Below are 13,727 nucleotides of genomic sequence, written 5' to 3'. Positions count from 1 at the left end.
ACGATACCTCATGCATTAGGCAGCACGCGGCCCAGTTTCAGTCATTCGATACCTTCGCGAAGATCGCCGAAAATCGGAGGGTATGACGCTCAGAAATGGCTGCAAGTCACGACAGTACCGAACGCATGATGTCTCCCTCACCGCTCGTGCTCGAATGACGGTGGCACGAAGTTTTTCAACAAGCTGCTAGTTAAGTCCATGAAGAAAATCGGGGACTGCACTTCCAATCGAGGCAAGATATCCCGCCATAGCACCGGCAACTTTTCGCACGGCAGGACGTGCGATCATTCGTTCACGCCAAGCCAGCAGGTTGGGCGTCTCTCCTGTTACCGGCGCACCCTTGCGCGCGCCGAACAACTGCGCCATGTAAAACGCAATGTCGGCATAGGAATAGGTCTCGGCCAGAAATTCGCGATTGGCAAGAACTCGTTCCATGCGTCGATAATATTGCAACGCTTCGTTGCGCGCAGTCTGCGCCGCAGGATCATCCGGCGCATCTTCAAGTCCCATCAGTCGGACAATGTGGGGAAAATAGATTTCATCGCAGCAGTGTTCGAGCTGACGCGCCATGGCGCGCGCTTCTGGATGCGCCGGCCATAAGGCGGGATTGGGCTTCAGGTCTTCAAGATACTCAAATATTTGCGTGGAATCGAAAATCTCCAGGTTGCCGTCTATTAGTACCGGCACCTGATGCTTCGGATTGACGCGCAATACGTCTGGATGTTTGGGGGCGTAACCGCGCAACTGATCAAACGGAGCCATCACCAGTTCGAAGTCGATGCCCTTCTCGTGCGCCGCGATCTCAACTTTGGCACCGAACATGCTCAGGGGTCCGGAAATTATTTTCATTTGTCTCTCTTCAATTGATCTTGTGTCTCGACAAACTCACGATCGAACGGATCGATCAACACGTCGCGTTTGTGGGCGTGAAGGGTGTATTGGCATAGTTCAATGACCTTGAGTTGCTTTTCGTGAATGCTCTTGTCCATATTTGACCTTTGTATTGATCGAGCAGAGGAGGGGTGTGGCAGATAATAAGTCCGTTAACATGACACCTTATGTCATGTATTTGAGGTCAGGTGTCATTTATGAAAGCTAGCCGCCTTTTGTCGATCATGATGATGCTGCAAGCACGCGGGCGTATGACCGCACCGGCTTTGGCTGAAGCACTGGAGGTTTCCGAGCGCACGATCTTGCGCGATATCGATCAGCTCTCTACTGCTGGCGTGCCCATCTGGGGGGATCGAGGTCGCAACGGGGGATTTCAATTACGCGAGGGTTGGAGTACCGATCTCACAGGGCTCACGGAGCACGAAGCGCACGCGCTGTTTCTGGCAGGTTTGCCTGGGCCTGCGACGGAACTGGGCTTGGACGGCATGGCAACCTCTGCGCGGCTAAAGATGATTGCCAGTCTGCCTCCGGACTCACGCGAGCAGGCTGATCGTGTCGCTAGCCGACTGCACATTGACACGGTGGATTGGTACCGTGCTCAAGAAACGCCGTTATTTCTGCGTGAAGTCGCCAATGCCGTGTGGAGCTCGTACCGTATCGAAGTGAAGTATGAGAGTTGGCATGGTTTATCCCGCCGCGAACTTGAGCCGCTCGGTTTGGTGCTCAAGGGAGGTACCTGGTACCTGATTGCCAAGGTGGTGGGCAGGCCCGGCGCACTGACCTTTCGGCTAGCGAATATTAGTGAATTCAAGTCCTCCCGCCGCCGTTTCAAGCGTCCTGCGCGATTTGACCTGGCGAAGCACTGGCGTGACGCCATAGACCGCTACGAGACCGATCTTTATCGGTTGACGGCACATATCGCCGTGTCGGCGCGCGGCGAGAATTGGTTGGTCAACGCGCGTATTAAAACCGCTCCAGTTTTGCAGGGTGCAGGTAGTGCGGAGGTGCCATCAGGATGGAAAGAGTTTTTGATGCCCATCGAATCCATCGAGCACGGCGCGCGGAAGCTGTTGGGATACGGTTCAAATTTGAAGATCGTAGGGCCGTGGGAACTTAAGAATAAATTTATGGGAGAGTTGTCACAGTTGAAAGCGCTCTATAAGAGGGGCGCATAATTTTGGTGAAGAGATGAAGCCAGGAAACCTGGACAGTCCGGGAGGTGGAAAAGCGGACATGGGTTTCCTTTCTTACGACTCCGTTAGATTGTAACGGGGGCCTGAAGTCAAAAAGGCGAGGCAGCCAAACCAACCGGATCCAAGTTGGGCAAGTTGGGTGGTCTTCGCGCGTGGAAAGCTCTTAGCGGATAGTCAATGAAGGCCGTATTTGAACGACCGCTGTCGGGCGAATCGAAGGTCCGATTTAAGAGGCTGGCGTGGTTCATCGAGTGCCGGTTCGGCTCACACGAGAATCGCCCGTGCAGCGCTGCGAAAAGTATTCGGCGTTGCGGGCTTAACCTTTGATCGAACCACGCCGTTTTTTGCTCAACGTTCAGTCATGGTGGCGATGTTTGTGATGGCGCTTGTCCGGTCGGTAGCCGCGGGAATAGTCGTCCGCGTACGAATTTGACCGCGAAATGTTACCGCCAAGCGCTGAACCCGCGCCGCCGCCCACGGCCGCGCCGACGAGGCCGCCCGTGCGGCCGCCCATCGCATTGCCTGCCGCTGTGCCGGCACCGCCCCCGAGCGCGCCACCAATGATGGCGCCCGTGCGTTCCCTGCGGTTTGACGTGACTGCGCCGCCGGCGCCGCCGCCGACTGCACCGCCAATGACGGAACCCGTGCTGCCGCCTACTGCGCCACCCAGGGCAGCGCCGGCTACGCCGCCGAGCGCGCCGCCAAGGGCATTGTTCATATCGCCGGCCACCGCCGGTAACGACGCTGCAGTGGTGAGCGCTGCAATGGCAACAATCTGGAAGATTCTCTTCGACATAAAAGGTCTCTGGTTTTTGGGACGGCGCCGAGTATAACCGCCCTCCGAAAGGTTTTTGTAGCGCGCCAGTTCGGACCTCGGTAAGAGGTGTAACAAAATGATCCGATGGTTTTTTGTGAAACGCTTTCGGTGCTATTGGCGTCAGGCGTTGAGGCTTGTTCGACGCCTGCCGGCACGTGCCGTAGCGTGTTCACAGTCGTGGCGACCACGGCAGGCATCCAACAACCCTCAACGACTTCTGCCGATCGCCGACAGGCAAAGTCGAACACCAACCGTCGATCGCAATCGGCTCTCAAACGACTGCTCATTGGCGAAGAACAGCTGTCTCGGAGGAGCTACCGATGGGTGAAAACCGCTCTCCGCACGTTACGTTACATTCGAGGTCCGGAAGACAATGTTCCGCGCCACACCGGCGTTTCAATATCGCGACGCGCGGGAATCGATCGCCTGCGCACCCTTGATTTGCTGAGCTTTCTTATGCACCGCACGGTGCGGTCCCATATGGTATGACCTTTGCAGTCACAACCCTAGGATTTTCATTACCGGGGGGGTGCAAGCATGAATCGCAATTTCAAAATGACGACGATCGCCATGTGCGTGTCGTCACTGATGGTTCTTCAAGGTTGTGGATCGACATTGACCACGAAGTCGCCGACGCTTGGCAGTGCTTCGGGAAGCGGCGCCATCACAGGCACGGGCGGCGGATCCGGCAGTGGTTCGGGAGGAGGTGCAGGGTCCGGCTCAGGTAACGGCACGCCTACGCCGACGCCCACGCCGACGCCGACGCCCACGCCCACGCCGACGCCCACGCCCACGCCGACGCCCACGCCCACGCCCACGCCGACGCCGACGCCGACGCCTACTCCGACGCCTACGCCGACGCCGACGCCCACGCCGACGCCGACGCCGACGCCGACGCCTACTCCGACGCCTACGCCCACGCCCACGCCGACGCCCACGCCGACGCCCACGCCCACGCCGACGCCGACGCCGACGCCTACTCCGACGCCGACGCCGACGCCGACGCCTACTCCGACGCCCACGCCCACGCCCACGCCGACGCCCACGCCCACGCCGACGCCCACGCCCACGCCGACGCCGACGCCGACGCCGACGCCTACGCCGACGCCGACGCCGACGCCGACGCCCACGCCGACGCCCACGCCCACGCCGACGCCGACGCCGACGCCCACGCCCACGCCCACGCCGACGCCTACGCCGACGCCGACGCCGACGCCGACGCCGACGCCGACGCCGACGCCGACGCCTACGCCGACGCCTACTCCGACGCCGACGCCCACGCCGACGCCCACGCCCACTCCGACGCCCTCCAGCGCCAACCCGCTCGGCGTCGTGGTGCAGAACACCGGCAACGTCGTCACCACGGCCGGCCAGACTGTCTCGGCCATCGGCAGCCAGATCGGTCTCACACCGATCCCTGGCGGCAACACCGCAACCGCCGCAGCGCTCGGCAGTGTGGTTTCGAATCTCGGCGCCGGAGTGTCCGCACTCGGCGCGGGCGCTTTCAACGGTCTCGGCCAGCTTGGGAACTCGACCGAGCCTCTCGGTACCACGCTCACCAGCAGCGGCAACCTGGTCTATGACGCCGGTCAGGCCGTCAATAGCGCCGGACAGCTCGTGACCAGCCTCGGCAGCGGTCCAACTGCTCCACTCAGCCCGCTGACAAACCCGCTCGGCAGCACAATCTCCACCGTGGGCACCGCCGTCAGCAGCCTGGGCACGCAATTCGGCTCGACGCTCACCAACGGCCCGGTGCAGCAGCTCACGCAGACCCTCAGCACTGCAATCACGCCAATCACCGCGACGCTCGCGCAGACCACCCAGACCGTCGGCGACACGACCGGTTTGGGTAATCCGCTCAACGGACTGCTGTCGACCATCGGCCATGGCCTCGACACTGCGGGCAGCCAGATCGGCAGCGCCACGGGCAATCCGATCGGCAAGAACCTAGGTAACGTGGTGACCCAGTTGGGCAATACGGTTACCTCGGTCGACGGCCTGCTGACCACAGGCGGCTCGGGCAGCGGTAATCCGCTCGGCGGCCTGACCGGCATCCTCAATCCGGGCGGCAGCTCGTCCGGCAATCCGTTGGCACCGCTCACCAACATCCTCACTTCGCTGCCCGGCACGCTGACGGCCGGACTTGGCAGTATTGGCGGTTCGACCAATCCGCTCGCACCTCTGACCGGCACGCTGACTTCGCTGACCTCCTCGCTGACCAGCATGGTCGGAGGACCCGGCAATCCATTAGCGCCGCTCACCGGCGTGCCCAACTCGGCAAGCGTCGCGCCGAACAGCGCGACAGGCAGCGCCAACAATCCGCTAGTACCAGCGACGTCAGTAGCATCATCGTCGACGGGCGCGCTACACGCCTCGGGCGGTTCAAGTGGATCCGGCACGACCAACCTGCTCGCGCCCGTGACTGGCCTCGTCAACGCCCTGACGAGTGCGCTTGGCGGCGCCGGAGGAGGGACGTCCGGGTCATCTGGCGGCGTGCTCGGTGGGCTGACATCAAGGAAGTAACGAAGGCACCACGCATGGGGGAAAACGGCGGACCGGGCAACCGGCCCGCCGATCCGCGTGGCACCATGCAACGCGCGTGATCTTACGGACATGGACGCTTGCCTCCATTTTCCGCACATCATTCTCTCAGGCGAGCGACTGGTGATATGAGAAGACAAAGGTCAACTGCCCGCCAGCTTCTTTGACGACCTTGAGCGGGATACTGGATGGGACCGCACCGTCCACCTTCATAAGCACGCGGTGCTGGTCAGCCCGCAAAAAGTGCATTTGTTGGTTGAGTACACAAGGAATCGCGCAGACGGTTCAGTGATCACATTGCACAAGAACCTCTGGGTGGTCACCTACGATGCGGATCGCTGGGGTATCAAGCAACGATCCTACTAAGGATACGGGCCGATGGCGCGCGTCCGCCTGACGCGGATCGGCAGCAACGTCCACATAGATTTCGGCACCGAAACGCCCGATTGACGTTGCCAGCAATCGTCAATCGAACAGGCATTGGCAAAATCCAATGGAATGATTTGCGACGTCAACGCACACCATGCGAGTTCGAGCACGCGTAAGAGCCGGCTGCATTGCGTGGATTGGCAGGCGGCATAAGTCCTTCCGCTTTCGGTGCATACTCCCGCTACTACCCGCTAGGCCAAGGACCACGACTCATGGCACTAACCCCGTTGCCGCCACTCGGATGCCTGCTCGCCTTCGAAGCAAGCGCACGACACCTGAGTTTCACTCGCGCCGGCAACGAGTTGCATCTGTCACCGAGTGCGGTCAGCCGGCAGATCTCCCAACTGGAAGAATTCCTCGGGCGACGTCTTTTTTCACGTGAACACAACGCCCTGCGCCTGACGCCCGCCGGCGAAACCTATGCAATTGACGTGCGAAGCATTCTCGAGCTTTGCAGCAGCGCCACGTCGAATATGATGGCGCGGGTCGTCAAGTCGCGGCTGACCATTTCCTGCACTGCCGGGCTTTCCGCATTGTGGCTCGCGCCCCGGCTCGGCTCCTTTATCGAGGTCAACCCGGACATCGATCTGCGGATCATCGTGCGTGATCATTTCGGCGTTGTCTCTTCCGCGGAGTACGACGTGGGTATCTTCTATCTGCGCAACGCAGACGTGCCCGGCACTCACACGCAGAAGCTGTTCGATGAGCAGGTCTATGCCGTCTGCTCGCCCGGCTATCTGAACGGCACACTCCTCGAACCGGCGCAATTGCTGTCGCACACGCTACTCGTACTCGAAGATGCCGAACGCAACTGGATGTCGTGGCATAGCTGGTTCGAACGCGTAGGTGTGACGCGGACCAATCCCGCCTCGACGATCATCGTGAACAGTTATCCGTTGATCACGGAACTCGCGGCGCATGGCAAAGGCATCGCGCTCGGGTGGAGCAAGGTCATCGATCTGTTGCTCGAGAATGGCACGCTCGTCAAAGCGTCGGCGGCTTCAGCGACGATGGGCGGCGCCTATTACCTGACACGCCCGCTGGAACGCGCGGAAAGTGCGCCGGCACGACGCTTCCGTGAATGGGCCATCGCGCAGATGACGCCGTGAGCTAAGCACGCTGACGGCTTCTCCCCGTTGCCATGCGTTTGCAAATATCGCAAACGCGAATGCGAAATTAACGTTTCCCTCCCCCCAGGTCAAAAATTACATTCAAGGGGTGCACAGACCGCGAACGTTCGCGTTAGGCAAAAACATCGGAGAGGTGACAGTCATGGCAATGGACATATCCAGCGGCGTCACGGGAGCGGTGCCCGTAGTTTCTCCTGCCGCCACGCGACGTCACGCGATCTTCGCGACCGTGATTGGCAGCGGCCTCGAGTGGTTCGATTTCTCAGGGTATGCATTCTTTGCCGCCATCATCGGCAAGCTGTTTTTTCCGGCGGGCAACGAAACGACGTCACTGCTGCTTGCGCTGGCCACATTCGGTGTTGGCTTTGTGATTCGGCCGTTGGGCGGCATTCTATTCGGCATCTATGCCGACCGCGCCGGCCGAAAGCGCGCGTTGTCGCTTGCAATGCTGCTCATGGCGTTGGGTTCCGCAATCATTGCATTCGCACCGACGTATCAATCCATCGGTATTCTCGCTCCCTGCCTGATCGTGCTCGCTCGATTGCTGCAAGGGATTTCCGCAGGTGGTGAAATGGGCGGGGCGACCGCCTTCCTGACCGAGCACGCGCCGAAGGACCGTCGCGCCACTTATTCGAGCTGGATCCAGACCAGTGTCGGCTTTGCCGTCGTGATTGGTAGTCTGGTGGGCACGTTGATCGTGTCGGCCCTACCGGCCGATGCCGTGCTGCGGTGGGGCTGGCGAATTCCATTTTTCGTGGGCATGTTGATCGCGCCTGTGGGCTACTACATCCGACTGAAGATCGACGAGACGCCCGAATTCGCTACACAGAAGAAGCATGCTGAAACACCTTTGCGCGAAGTAATACGCGTCTACCCACGCCAGGTGGTATCGAGTTTGATGATGGTGGTGTTGTGGACGGTTTGCACCTACGTCATCCTGTTCTACATGCCGACCTATGCGACGCGCTATCTCGGGCTAAGTCAAAAACAGGGTTTCGTGTCGGGTGTGGTGAGCGGGGTGGTGCTGATGGTGATGGCGCCAATCGTCGGGGCTTTCTCCGACCGCGTGGGCAAGCGCCGCGTTTTATCGGTGGCAGCGGTCCTGATTCTTGTCTTCAGTTATCCTCTCTTCTCATACCTGAACGCTTCTCGCAGCTTCTCGACACTTCTGATGTTTCAGGCGATCTTCGGCGTATTGATTGCTGGTTATACGGGGCCCATTCTCGCGTTGTTCGTCGAGATGTTTCCGAGCCGCGTGCGTACCACCGGTCTGTCGCTCGCCTATAACGGCGCGGTCACGATCTTTGGTGGCTTCGCCTCATTCATCATCACCTGGCTGACCAAGGTCACGGGCGATGCAGAGTCCGCCGCGTATTACATCGTGTTCGCGGCCGCCGTTAGCCTGATCGGCACTCTGTTGATGAAACCCTATCAATCCTGAGCGGAATCGCAATTTCATGAGCACTTTCGTACTTGAACGAATCAATGTCTTCGACCCCGCCAGCGGCACGCGCCGCGAAGGCGTCGACGTCTGCGTGAAGGACGGCGTCATTGCTTCGATCGGCACCGTGCCGACGTCGGTGTCGCCCGACGCCCGGTACGCGTTGCCGGGACATACGCTGCTGCCCGGCTTCATCGATTTGCATGTGCATGTAGCCGCCTCCAAAACCAACCTCGGCGCGAATGCGGTGATGCCGAACTTTCTCGCCGCGCTGCGTACCGTGCCGATTGTGCGTGGCATGCTCAACCGCGGTTTTACAACGGTACGCGATGCCGGCGGCGCGGACTACGGCATGTGCGAGGCGGTCAATACTGGCGTGCTCCTGGGGCCACGCATTCTCTCCTCGGGCAAGGCACTTTCACAAACGGGCGGACATGGCGACTTCCGTCCGCGTAGCGACCAGTTGAGCGACGCTTGCGGTTGCCTCGGCCGTCAGGGTGCGATTGCGCGTGTCGTAGACGGCGAAGACGCAATCCGGCTTGCCGTGCGTGAAGAAATCCTTAAAGGTGCCACGCAGATCAAAGTCATGGCATCCGGTGGCGTAGCGTCGCCGAACGATTCCATCACAAACACTCAGTACTCGGAGGCAGAACTTCGGGCCGCGGTAGAGGAAGCCGAGGCGGCGGGCACTTACGTCATGGCGCATGCTTACACGCCGCGGGCGATCCGTCGCGCGATCGAATGCGGTGTGCGTTGCATCGAGCACGGCAATCTGGTGGACGAGGCGACCGCGCGCATGATGGTGGAACGCAACGTCTACATGGTGCCGACGCTTGCTACCCTGGACCATCTCTTCGCGCAGGGGCCTACGCTTGGCTTCCCGCCTGAATCGCTGGAAAAGATCGATGCGGCCCGATCTGTCGGTCGCGAGGCACTCAGGTTGCTGGCACGCGTCGGCGTCAAAGCGGGCTTCGGCTCTGACATGCTGGGAGAACTGCATACGTACCAGTCCGACGAGTTCGAGGCGCGCGCGCAGATAGTCGGGAATCTGGAGGCGATCCGTTCCGCCACATCGGTAGCAGCAGAGATCATCGGCGAAGCCGGCGTGCGAGGCACCGTTAGCGTGGGCGCGAAGGCCGACCTGGTCGTCGTGGCCGGTGACCCGGTTGAGAATCTGTCGCTTTTGCTCGGTCAGGGAGAGCACATCCCGATGGTGATCAAGGCCGGAGTTTGCGTCAAACAGGCAGGACAACTGCTCGAGCCCGTGGCAGCATAACGCACGTAGCACGGCGTCCGTAGTGGCGCGCAGACATCACGTGGAGGATATAAGGATATGCAGGTCAGTCGCACAATCAGTACCGTCGAAGTCCATACCGGCGGAGAGCCGTTCCGGATCGTCACCTCGGGCCTTCCCCGCCTGCAGGGCAACTCGATCGTGGAGCGCCGTGCCTGGGTTCGCGAACATGCGGACAATATTCGCCAGGCCCTGATGTTCGAACCCCGCGGACACGCGGACATGTACGGGGGCTATCTCACGCCGCCCGTTTCACCCACGGCCGACTTCGGCATCATCTTCCTGCACAACGAAGGATATAGCGACCACTGCGGACATGGCGTGATCGCGCTGGCAACGGCTGCGGTGGAGCTCGGCTGGGTGCAGCGCGAATCGCCCGAGACGCGGGTTGGCATCGACGCACCTTGTGGTTTTATCGAAGCATTCGTCAAATGGGACGGCATGCACGCCAACGGTGTGCGATTCATTAACGTGCCATCGTTCATTTACAAGCGCGACGTGAGCGTCGAGACGCCGACGTACGGGACGGTGACAGGCGATATCGCATTCGGAGGTGCGTTCTATTTTTACACGGACGGCGCGCCGCACGGCCTCGCGATTCGTGAGTCGTCGGTCGAAGTGCTCAAGCAATTCGGTGCTGAAGTGAAGATCGCTGCCAACCTCGCGTTTCCACTTGTGCATCCGCAGATTCCGGAAATCAATCATATCTACGGCACGATCATTCACGGCGCGCCGAGATTTCCCGAATCCACTCAGGCGAACTGCTGCATTTTCGCGGACCGGGAAGTGGACCGTTCTCCGACGGGTTCGGGCACCGCAGGCCGCGTGGCGCAACTGTATCTGCGTGGCGAGATCGGGCAAGACGACGTACTCGTGAATGAATCGATCATCGGCACGGTGTTTCGTGCGCGTGTTGTCGGCGAAACGCAGCTCGGCGAATTCCCCGCAGTGATTCCCGAGATCGAAGGCTCAGCCCACGTTTGTGGATTCGCCAACTGGGTCATCGACGAGCGCGATCCGCTCAAGTATGGATTCCTGGTACGTTGAGCGGTGCTGGCACACGGTTACTGGATCTTTGAATGCTAAATACCTGTCATGATAAATATCGATTCCACTGAGGTCAGCCGCTTACTTCCGCTGCCCTCGCTTGTGGCGACGCTATTACCTCGCGACGAACCGCGGCCGCATCGGCGCTCGGCGTCAAGTTGCTAGCCAACCCCGGCGCGTCGCGGCTGCTCGTGGTCGGTGCCGGCCGGGTAGGACGTCTGCTTGGGCCAGCAATAGCCAGCGTACGTCAGCTCGAGTCCGTCGAGGTATGGAACATCAATCCGCAGACCGCACGGGCATGCGCAGCGCAATGGCAGGAAGAGGGGCTGAACGCGCGTGCAGTGGATGAGCAAAGCGCGGTGTCAGAGCGTCGATCGGCGGCCTAGTTAATCGAGGATGGGGAATCTGCGGAACGCGTGTTGAACAGTGATTGCTCGGAAGCGGACATGCGGTGTCTCGCTTCCCGGGCTAGACGCTGTTGCGTTCCGCATGCAGCGGCTGGACATCTTATGCGCCGCTCCTTAGCGAAGTGCAGCCGCCACCGCCTCGTCAATCTGCGGCGCAAAGCGTGCTTCAACATTGGGTACCGCGTAGCCAATTGACAGTTCCAGATACGCGTCGCCAAGCACCAACTGAACGAATGTCGCTGCCCGCAATGCAGCAGTCGATTCGTCAAACCGCCTTCGCAGAATTTTTGCGGCGAAGGCACGCACGACCTTTGCACCATTTTCGTAAAACACCTGGCCGAGTTCCGGAAGACGCTCGGCCTCAGCAACGATGGCGCGGTAAAGCCGCAGATTATCCAGCGTGATAAGGCTTCGTGCCAGCAACCATCCCAACGCGCGCAACTCGACTTCGGGTGCGCCATCGGTTTGCTCGCCCTGAGCGCTGGCAAGCAGCGCGCCCACCTGAGCGCACATCTCGCTCACCACACCAACGAAGAGCGCCTCCTTCGACTTGAAGTGGCGGTAGACCGTCTGTTTGCCGACCCCAGCGGCTGCGGCGACATCGTCCATCGTTGCCAAACCGAAACCCTCGCGCAAGAAAACGGTTTTCGCGCCGTTGAGGATCGCAGACCGCTTGCGGCATTGCAGCGGGCTCAGGCCGGGGAGAGAAGAAGTGTCCATGCGAGATAAATAACAGATCGTTGAGTAGTTGACAAGACTGGTCAGTCTCGTTTAGATTCGTCAAAACGAGACCGACTAGTCTCGTTGTATGACTTTTCAACTTCGCAGCCAATCATTGGAGAACGCTTTGAAACTGTTCATTACAGGTGGTACTGGCTTCATCGGGCAAGCGGTCGCGCGCAAGGCAATCACCCTCGGTCATCAGGTGACGGCGCTGGTGCGCGAGGACAGCTCGGCGGCCGCCAGCGCGCTGGCACGTCTCGGTGTGACACTGCATTCCGGCGACCTGCGTGAGCCACAGTCTTTCGCTGCGACTGCCGGTGCCGCTGATGGCGTGGTGCACGCCGCGTCGACCAACGATGCTTCCGCCGGTGCGGTTGATGAGGCCGCGGCTGTAGCGATGCTTTCGCATTTGCATCCGGGCGCGGCGTTTGTCTATACGTCGGGCACCTGGGTCTACGGCAACACGGAGGGGGAGCCCGCGACTGAAGCATCGGCGCTGAACCCGACATCACTCATCGCCTGGCGGCCCGCAGTGGAGCAACAGGTGCTGGCGCTAGCAGCACGCCGATCGATTGCTGCAGTGATCCTCAGGCCGGCGATGGTGCACGGCTACGGCGGCGGCATCTTCGGCATGCTTGCCGGCATGGTCCGTCAGACCGGCAGTGTGAGGATCGTTGGCGATGGTCGCAACCACTGGCCTGCCGTTCACGTCGATGATCTCGCCACGGCCTACCTGAGCGCGGTGGAGCGGGCGGCAAGTGGGGACGGTCGAGTCGCGGGACAGATCTTCAACGTGGTCGCGGAAGATGCCGTTGCCGTTGCCGAAATGGGCGAAGCGATTCGGGCCTCGGTCGGCGCCGATCGCGTCGAACCCTGGCCGCTCGACGATGCTCGCAAATCGCTTGGACCGTTCGCGGACGCACTGGCGCTCGATCAGACAGTAAGCGGCCACCATGCCCGGCAAGTTCTTGCGTGGCAGCCCCATGGCCCCGGCCTGATTGCGGACCTCTCTGTACAAAAGCACTTTCAGCAAATCAACGGAGCATGACCATGGCGTGGAATAGTGCATCTTACGAGTCGATTCTCGCGATGATCGTAGCGGTTCTGTTCGCGGTTGCTGGGGTGGTCAATCTCACAGGACGCGGCGCGGTGAAGCGCGACTTCGCACGCTGGGGTTACCCGGCATGGTTTCATTTGCTCTGTGGCGCGCTTGAGCTGTTGTGTGCGGCACTTCTTTTTGGACAACAAACCAGAGTCCTGGGCTTAACGCTGGCCGGTGCGATCCTGGTCGCCGTGCTCTTCACGTTGCTACGAAACCGGGAGTCGTTCGGGCATCTCGCCCCGGCGCTGATCTTCTCGGCTCTCGTTGTGGCTACTGTGGTGCTCCGCGGTTGAGGCTTGCTCGCCACCAGACGGGAGAGCCCGGGACGCCACCAGGCGGCGCTCAGGTGTTGATCCAGACGCGCGCCTGCTCCAGCTCGTTGAGGTGGAACGCCTTGACTTCGGCCTTCGTAAAGAACCGCGCCAGATGCATCGAGGCACGGATCCAGGCCGCATCGGCCACCACGGCGGCGCGCGTGACCTTGCGGGCCACGGAAACGCCGAGCGTTATATCGGTCCACAGCGCCTTCGGCTCGATGCCGGTGAAATTCTCGATGCGTTCGAGCACGCGGGTCTTGCCGTTCAGTTCGAGATCACCACGCATGCGCTCAATGGCTTCGCGCAGATCGTGGTCGGTGATTTTGCCTTCGACGGAAATTTCGATGACAGGGGAATCGGGCTCGGTGTGATACAGGATCATGGCAAGACCGCCT

At 60.7% G+C, this 13,727-nt stretch carries 11 protein-coding genes and 3 pseudogenes; 10 read left to right on the top strand and 4 right to left on the bottom strand.

Annotated elements, in window-relative coordinates; translation table 11 throughout:
- Nucleotides 1–186 precede the first annotated feature (186 nt).
- Entirely contained in the window at nt 187–849 is a 663-nt protein-coding gene (locus M0D64_RS29445) for a glutathione S-transferase family protein (RefSeq protein WP_266260345.1), read from the bottom strand.
- Between the two features lie 239 nt (nt 850–1,088).
- Here M0D64_RS29445 and M0D64_RS29440 point away from each other — a divergent pair, with 239 nt between their 5' ends.
- A complete protein-coding gene (locus M0D64_RS29440) occupies nt 1,089–2,066 on the top strand; it encodes a YafY family protein (RefSeq protein WP_266260343.1) in 978 nt (325 codons plus the stop codon).
- A 373-nt stretch (nt 2,067–2,439) separates the two neighbouring features.
- Here the strand turns inward: M0D64_RS29440 and M0D64_RS29435 are convergent, their stop codons facing one another.
- On the bottom strand, nt 2,440–2,880 hold the full coding sequence (locus M0D64_RS29435) for a hypothetical protein (protein WP_171929573.1): 441 nt from the start codon (nt 2,878–2,880) through the stop codon (nt 2,440–2,442).
- Nucleotides 2,881–3,438: 558 nt separating this feature from the next.
- On the opposite strand from M0D64_RS29435, the pseudogene M0D64_RS44945 reads away from it, so the two are divergent.
- The 7 genes and pseudogenes from M0D64_RS44945 to M0D64_RS29405 all read left to right on the top strand — a co-directional run.
- Nucleotides 3,439–3,732: pseudogene (locus tag M0D64_RS44945) on the top strand (hypothetical protein); the annotation flags it as partial.
- A gap of 381 nt (nt 3,733–4,113) precedes the next feature.
- Nucleotides 4,114–5,424, top strand: a pseudogene (locus M0D64_RS29430) (collagen-like triple helix repeat-containing protein); the annotation flags it as partial.
- 659 nt (nt 5,425–6,083) lie between these two features.
- Nucleotides 6,084–6,980, top strand: coding sequence for a LysR substrate-binding domain-containing protein (locus tag M0D64_RS29425; RefSeq protein ID WP_154563927.1), 897 nt, complete (start codon nt 6,084–6,086; stop codon nt 6,978–6,980).
- A gap of 169 nt (nt 6,981–7,149) precedes the next feature.
- On the top strand, nt 7,150–8,442 hold the full coding sequence (locus tag M0D64_RS29420) for an MFS transporter (RefSeq protein ID WP_266260432.1): 1,293 nt from the start codon (nt 7,150–7,152) through the stop codon (nt 8,440–8,442).
- A 16-nt stretch (nt 8,443–8,458) separates the two neighbouring features.
- Nucleotides 8,459–9,718, top strand: a complete 1,260-nt coding sequence (locus M0D64_RS29415; RefSeq protein ID WP_266260342.1) for an amidohydrolase family protein — start codon at nt 8,459–8,461, stop codon at nt 9,716–9,718.
- Between the two features lie 57 nt (nt 9,719–9,775).
- A complete protein-coding gene (gene lhpH / locus M0D64_RS29410) occupies nt 9,776–10,783 on the top strand; it encodes a trans-3-hydroxy-L-proline dehydratase (RefSeq protein WP_266260341.1) in 1,008 nt (335 codons plus the stop codon).
- Between the two features lie 104 nt (nt 10,784–10,887).
- Nucleotides 10,888–11,169, top strand: a pseudogene (locus M0D64_RS29405) (ornithine cyclodeaminase family protein); the annotation flags it as partial.
- Between the two features lie 135 nt (nt 11,170–11,304).
- On the opposite strand, the gene M0D64_RS29400 reads toward M0D64_RS29405, so the two are convergent.
- The gene (locus M0D64_RS29400; RefSeq protein WP_154563935.1) at nt 11,305–11,910 is read right to left on the bottom strand and encodes a TetR/AcrR family transcriptional regulator; all 606 of its coding nucleotides are present in this window, start codon (nt 11,908–11,910) and stop codon (nt 11,305–11,307) included.
- 127 nt (nt 11,911–12,037) lie between these two features.
- Between M0D64_RS29400 and M0D64_RS29395 the strand changes: the two genes are divergently transcribed.
- Together M0D64_RS29395 and M0D64_RS29390 are read left to right on the top strand one after the other, a co-directional pair.
- The gene (locus M0D64_RS29395; protein ID WP_266260340.1) at nt 12,038–12,961 is read left to right on the top strand and encodes an NAD-dependent epimerase/dehydratase family protein; all 924 of its coding nucleotides are present in this window, start codon (nt 12,038–12,040) and stop codon (nt 12,959–12,961) included.
- 2 nt (nt 12,962–12,963) lie between these two features.
- Nucleotides 12,964–13,308 (top strand): DoxX family protein, encoded by a 345-nt coding sequence (locus M0D64_RS29390; protein WP_266260339.1) that lies wholly within the window; start codon nt 12,964–12,966, stop codon nt 13,306–13,308.
- 49 nt (nt 13,309–13,357) lie between these two features.
- Here M0D64_RS29390 and M0D64_RS29385 read toward each other — a convergent pair whose 3' ends face one another.
- The gene (locus tag M0D64_RS29385; RefSeq protein ID WP_154563939.1) at nt 13,358–13,714 is read right to left on the bottom strand and encodes an STAS/SEC14 domain-containing protein; all 357 of its coding nucleotides are present in this window, start codon (nt 13,712–13,714) and stop codon (nt 13,358–13,360) included.
- Nucleotides 13,715–13,727 lie beyond the last annotated feature (13 nt).

It is taken from the genome of Paraburkholderia sp. WS6 (genome assembly GCF_030464835.1).
Taxonomy (GTDB): domain Bacteria; phylum Pseudomonadota; class Gammaproteobacteria; order Burkholderiales; family Burkholderiaceae; genus Paraburkholderia; species Paraburkholderia madseniana.
Note: the sequence above shows the minus strand (reverse complement) of the source record. Positions and strands in the feature narration are given on the sequence as shown.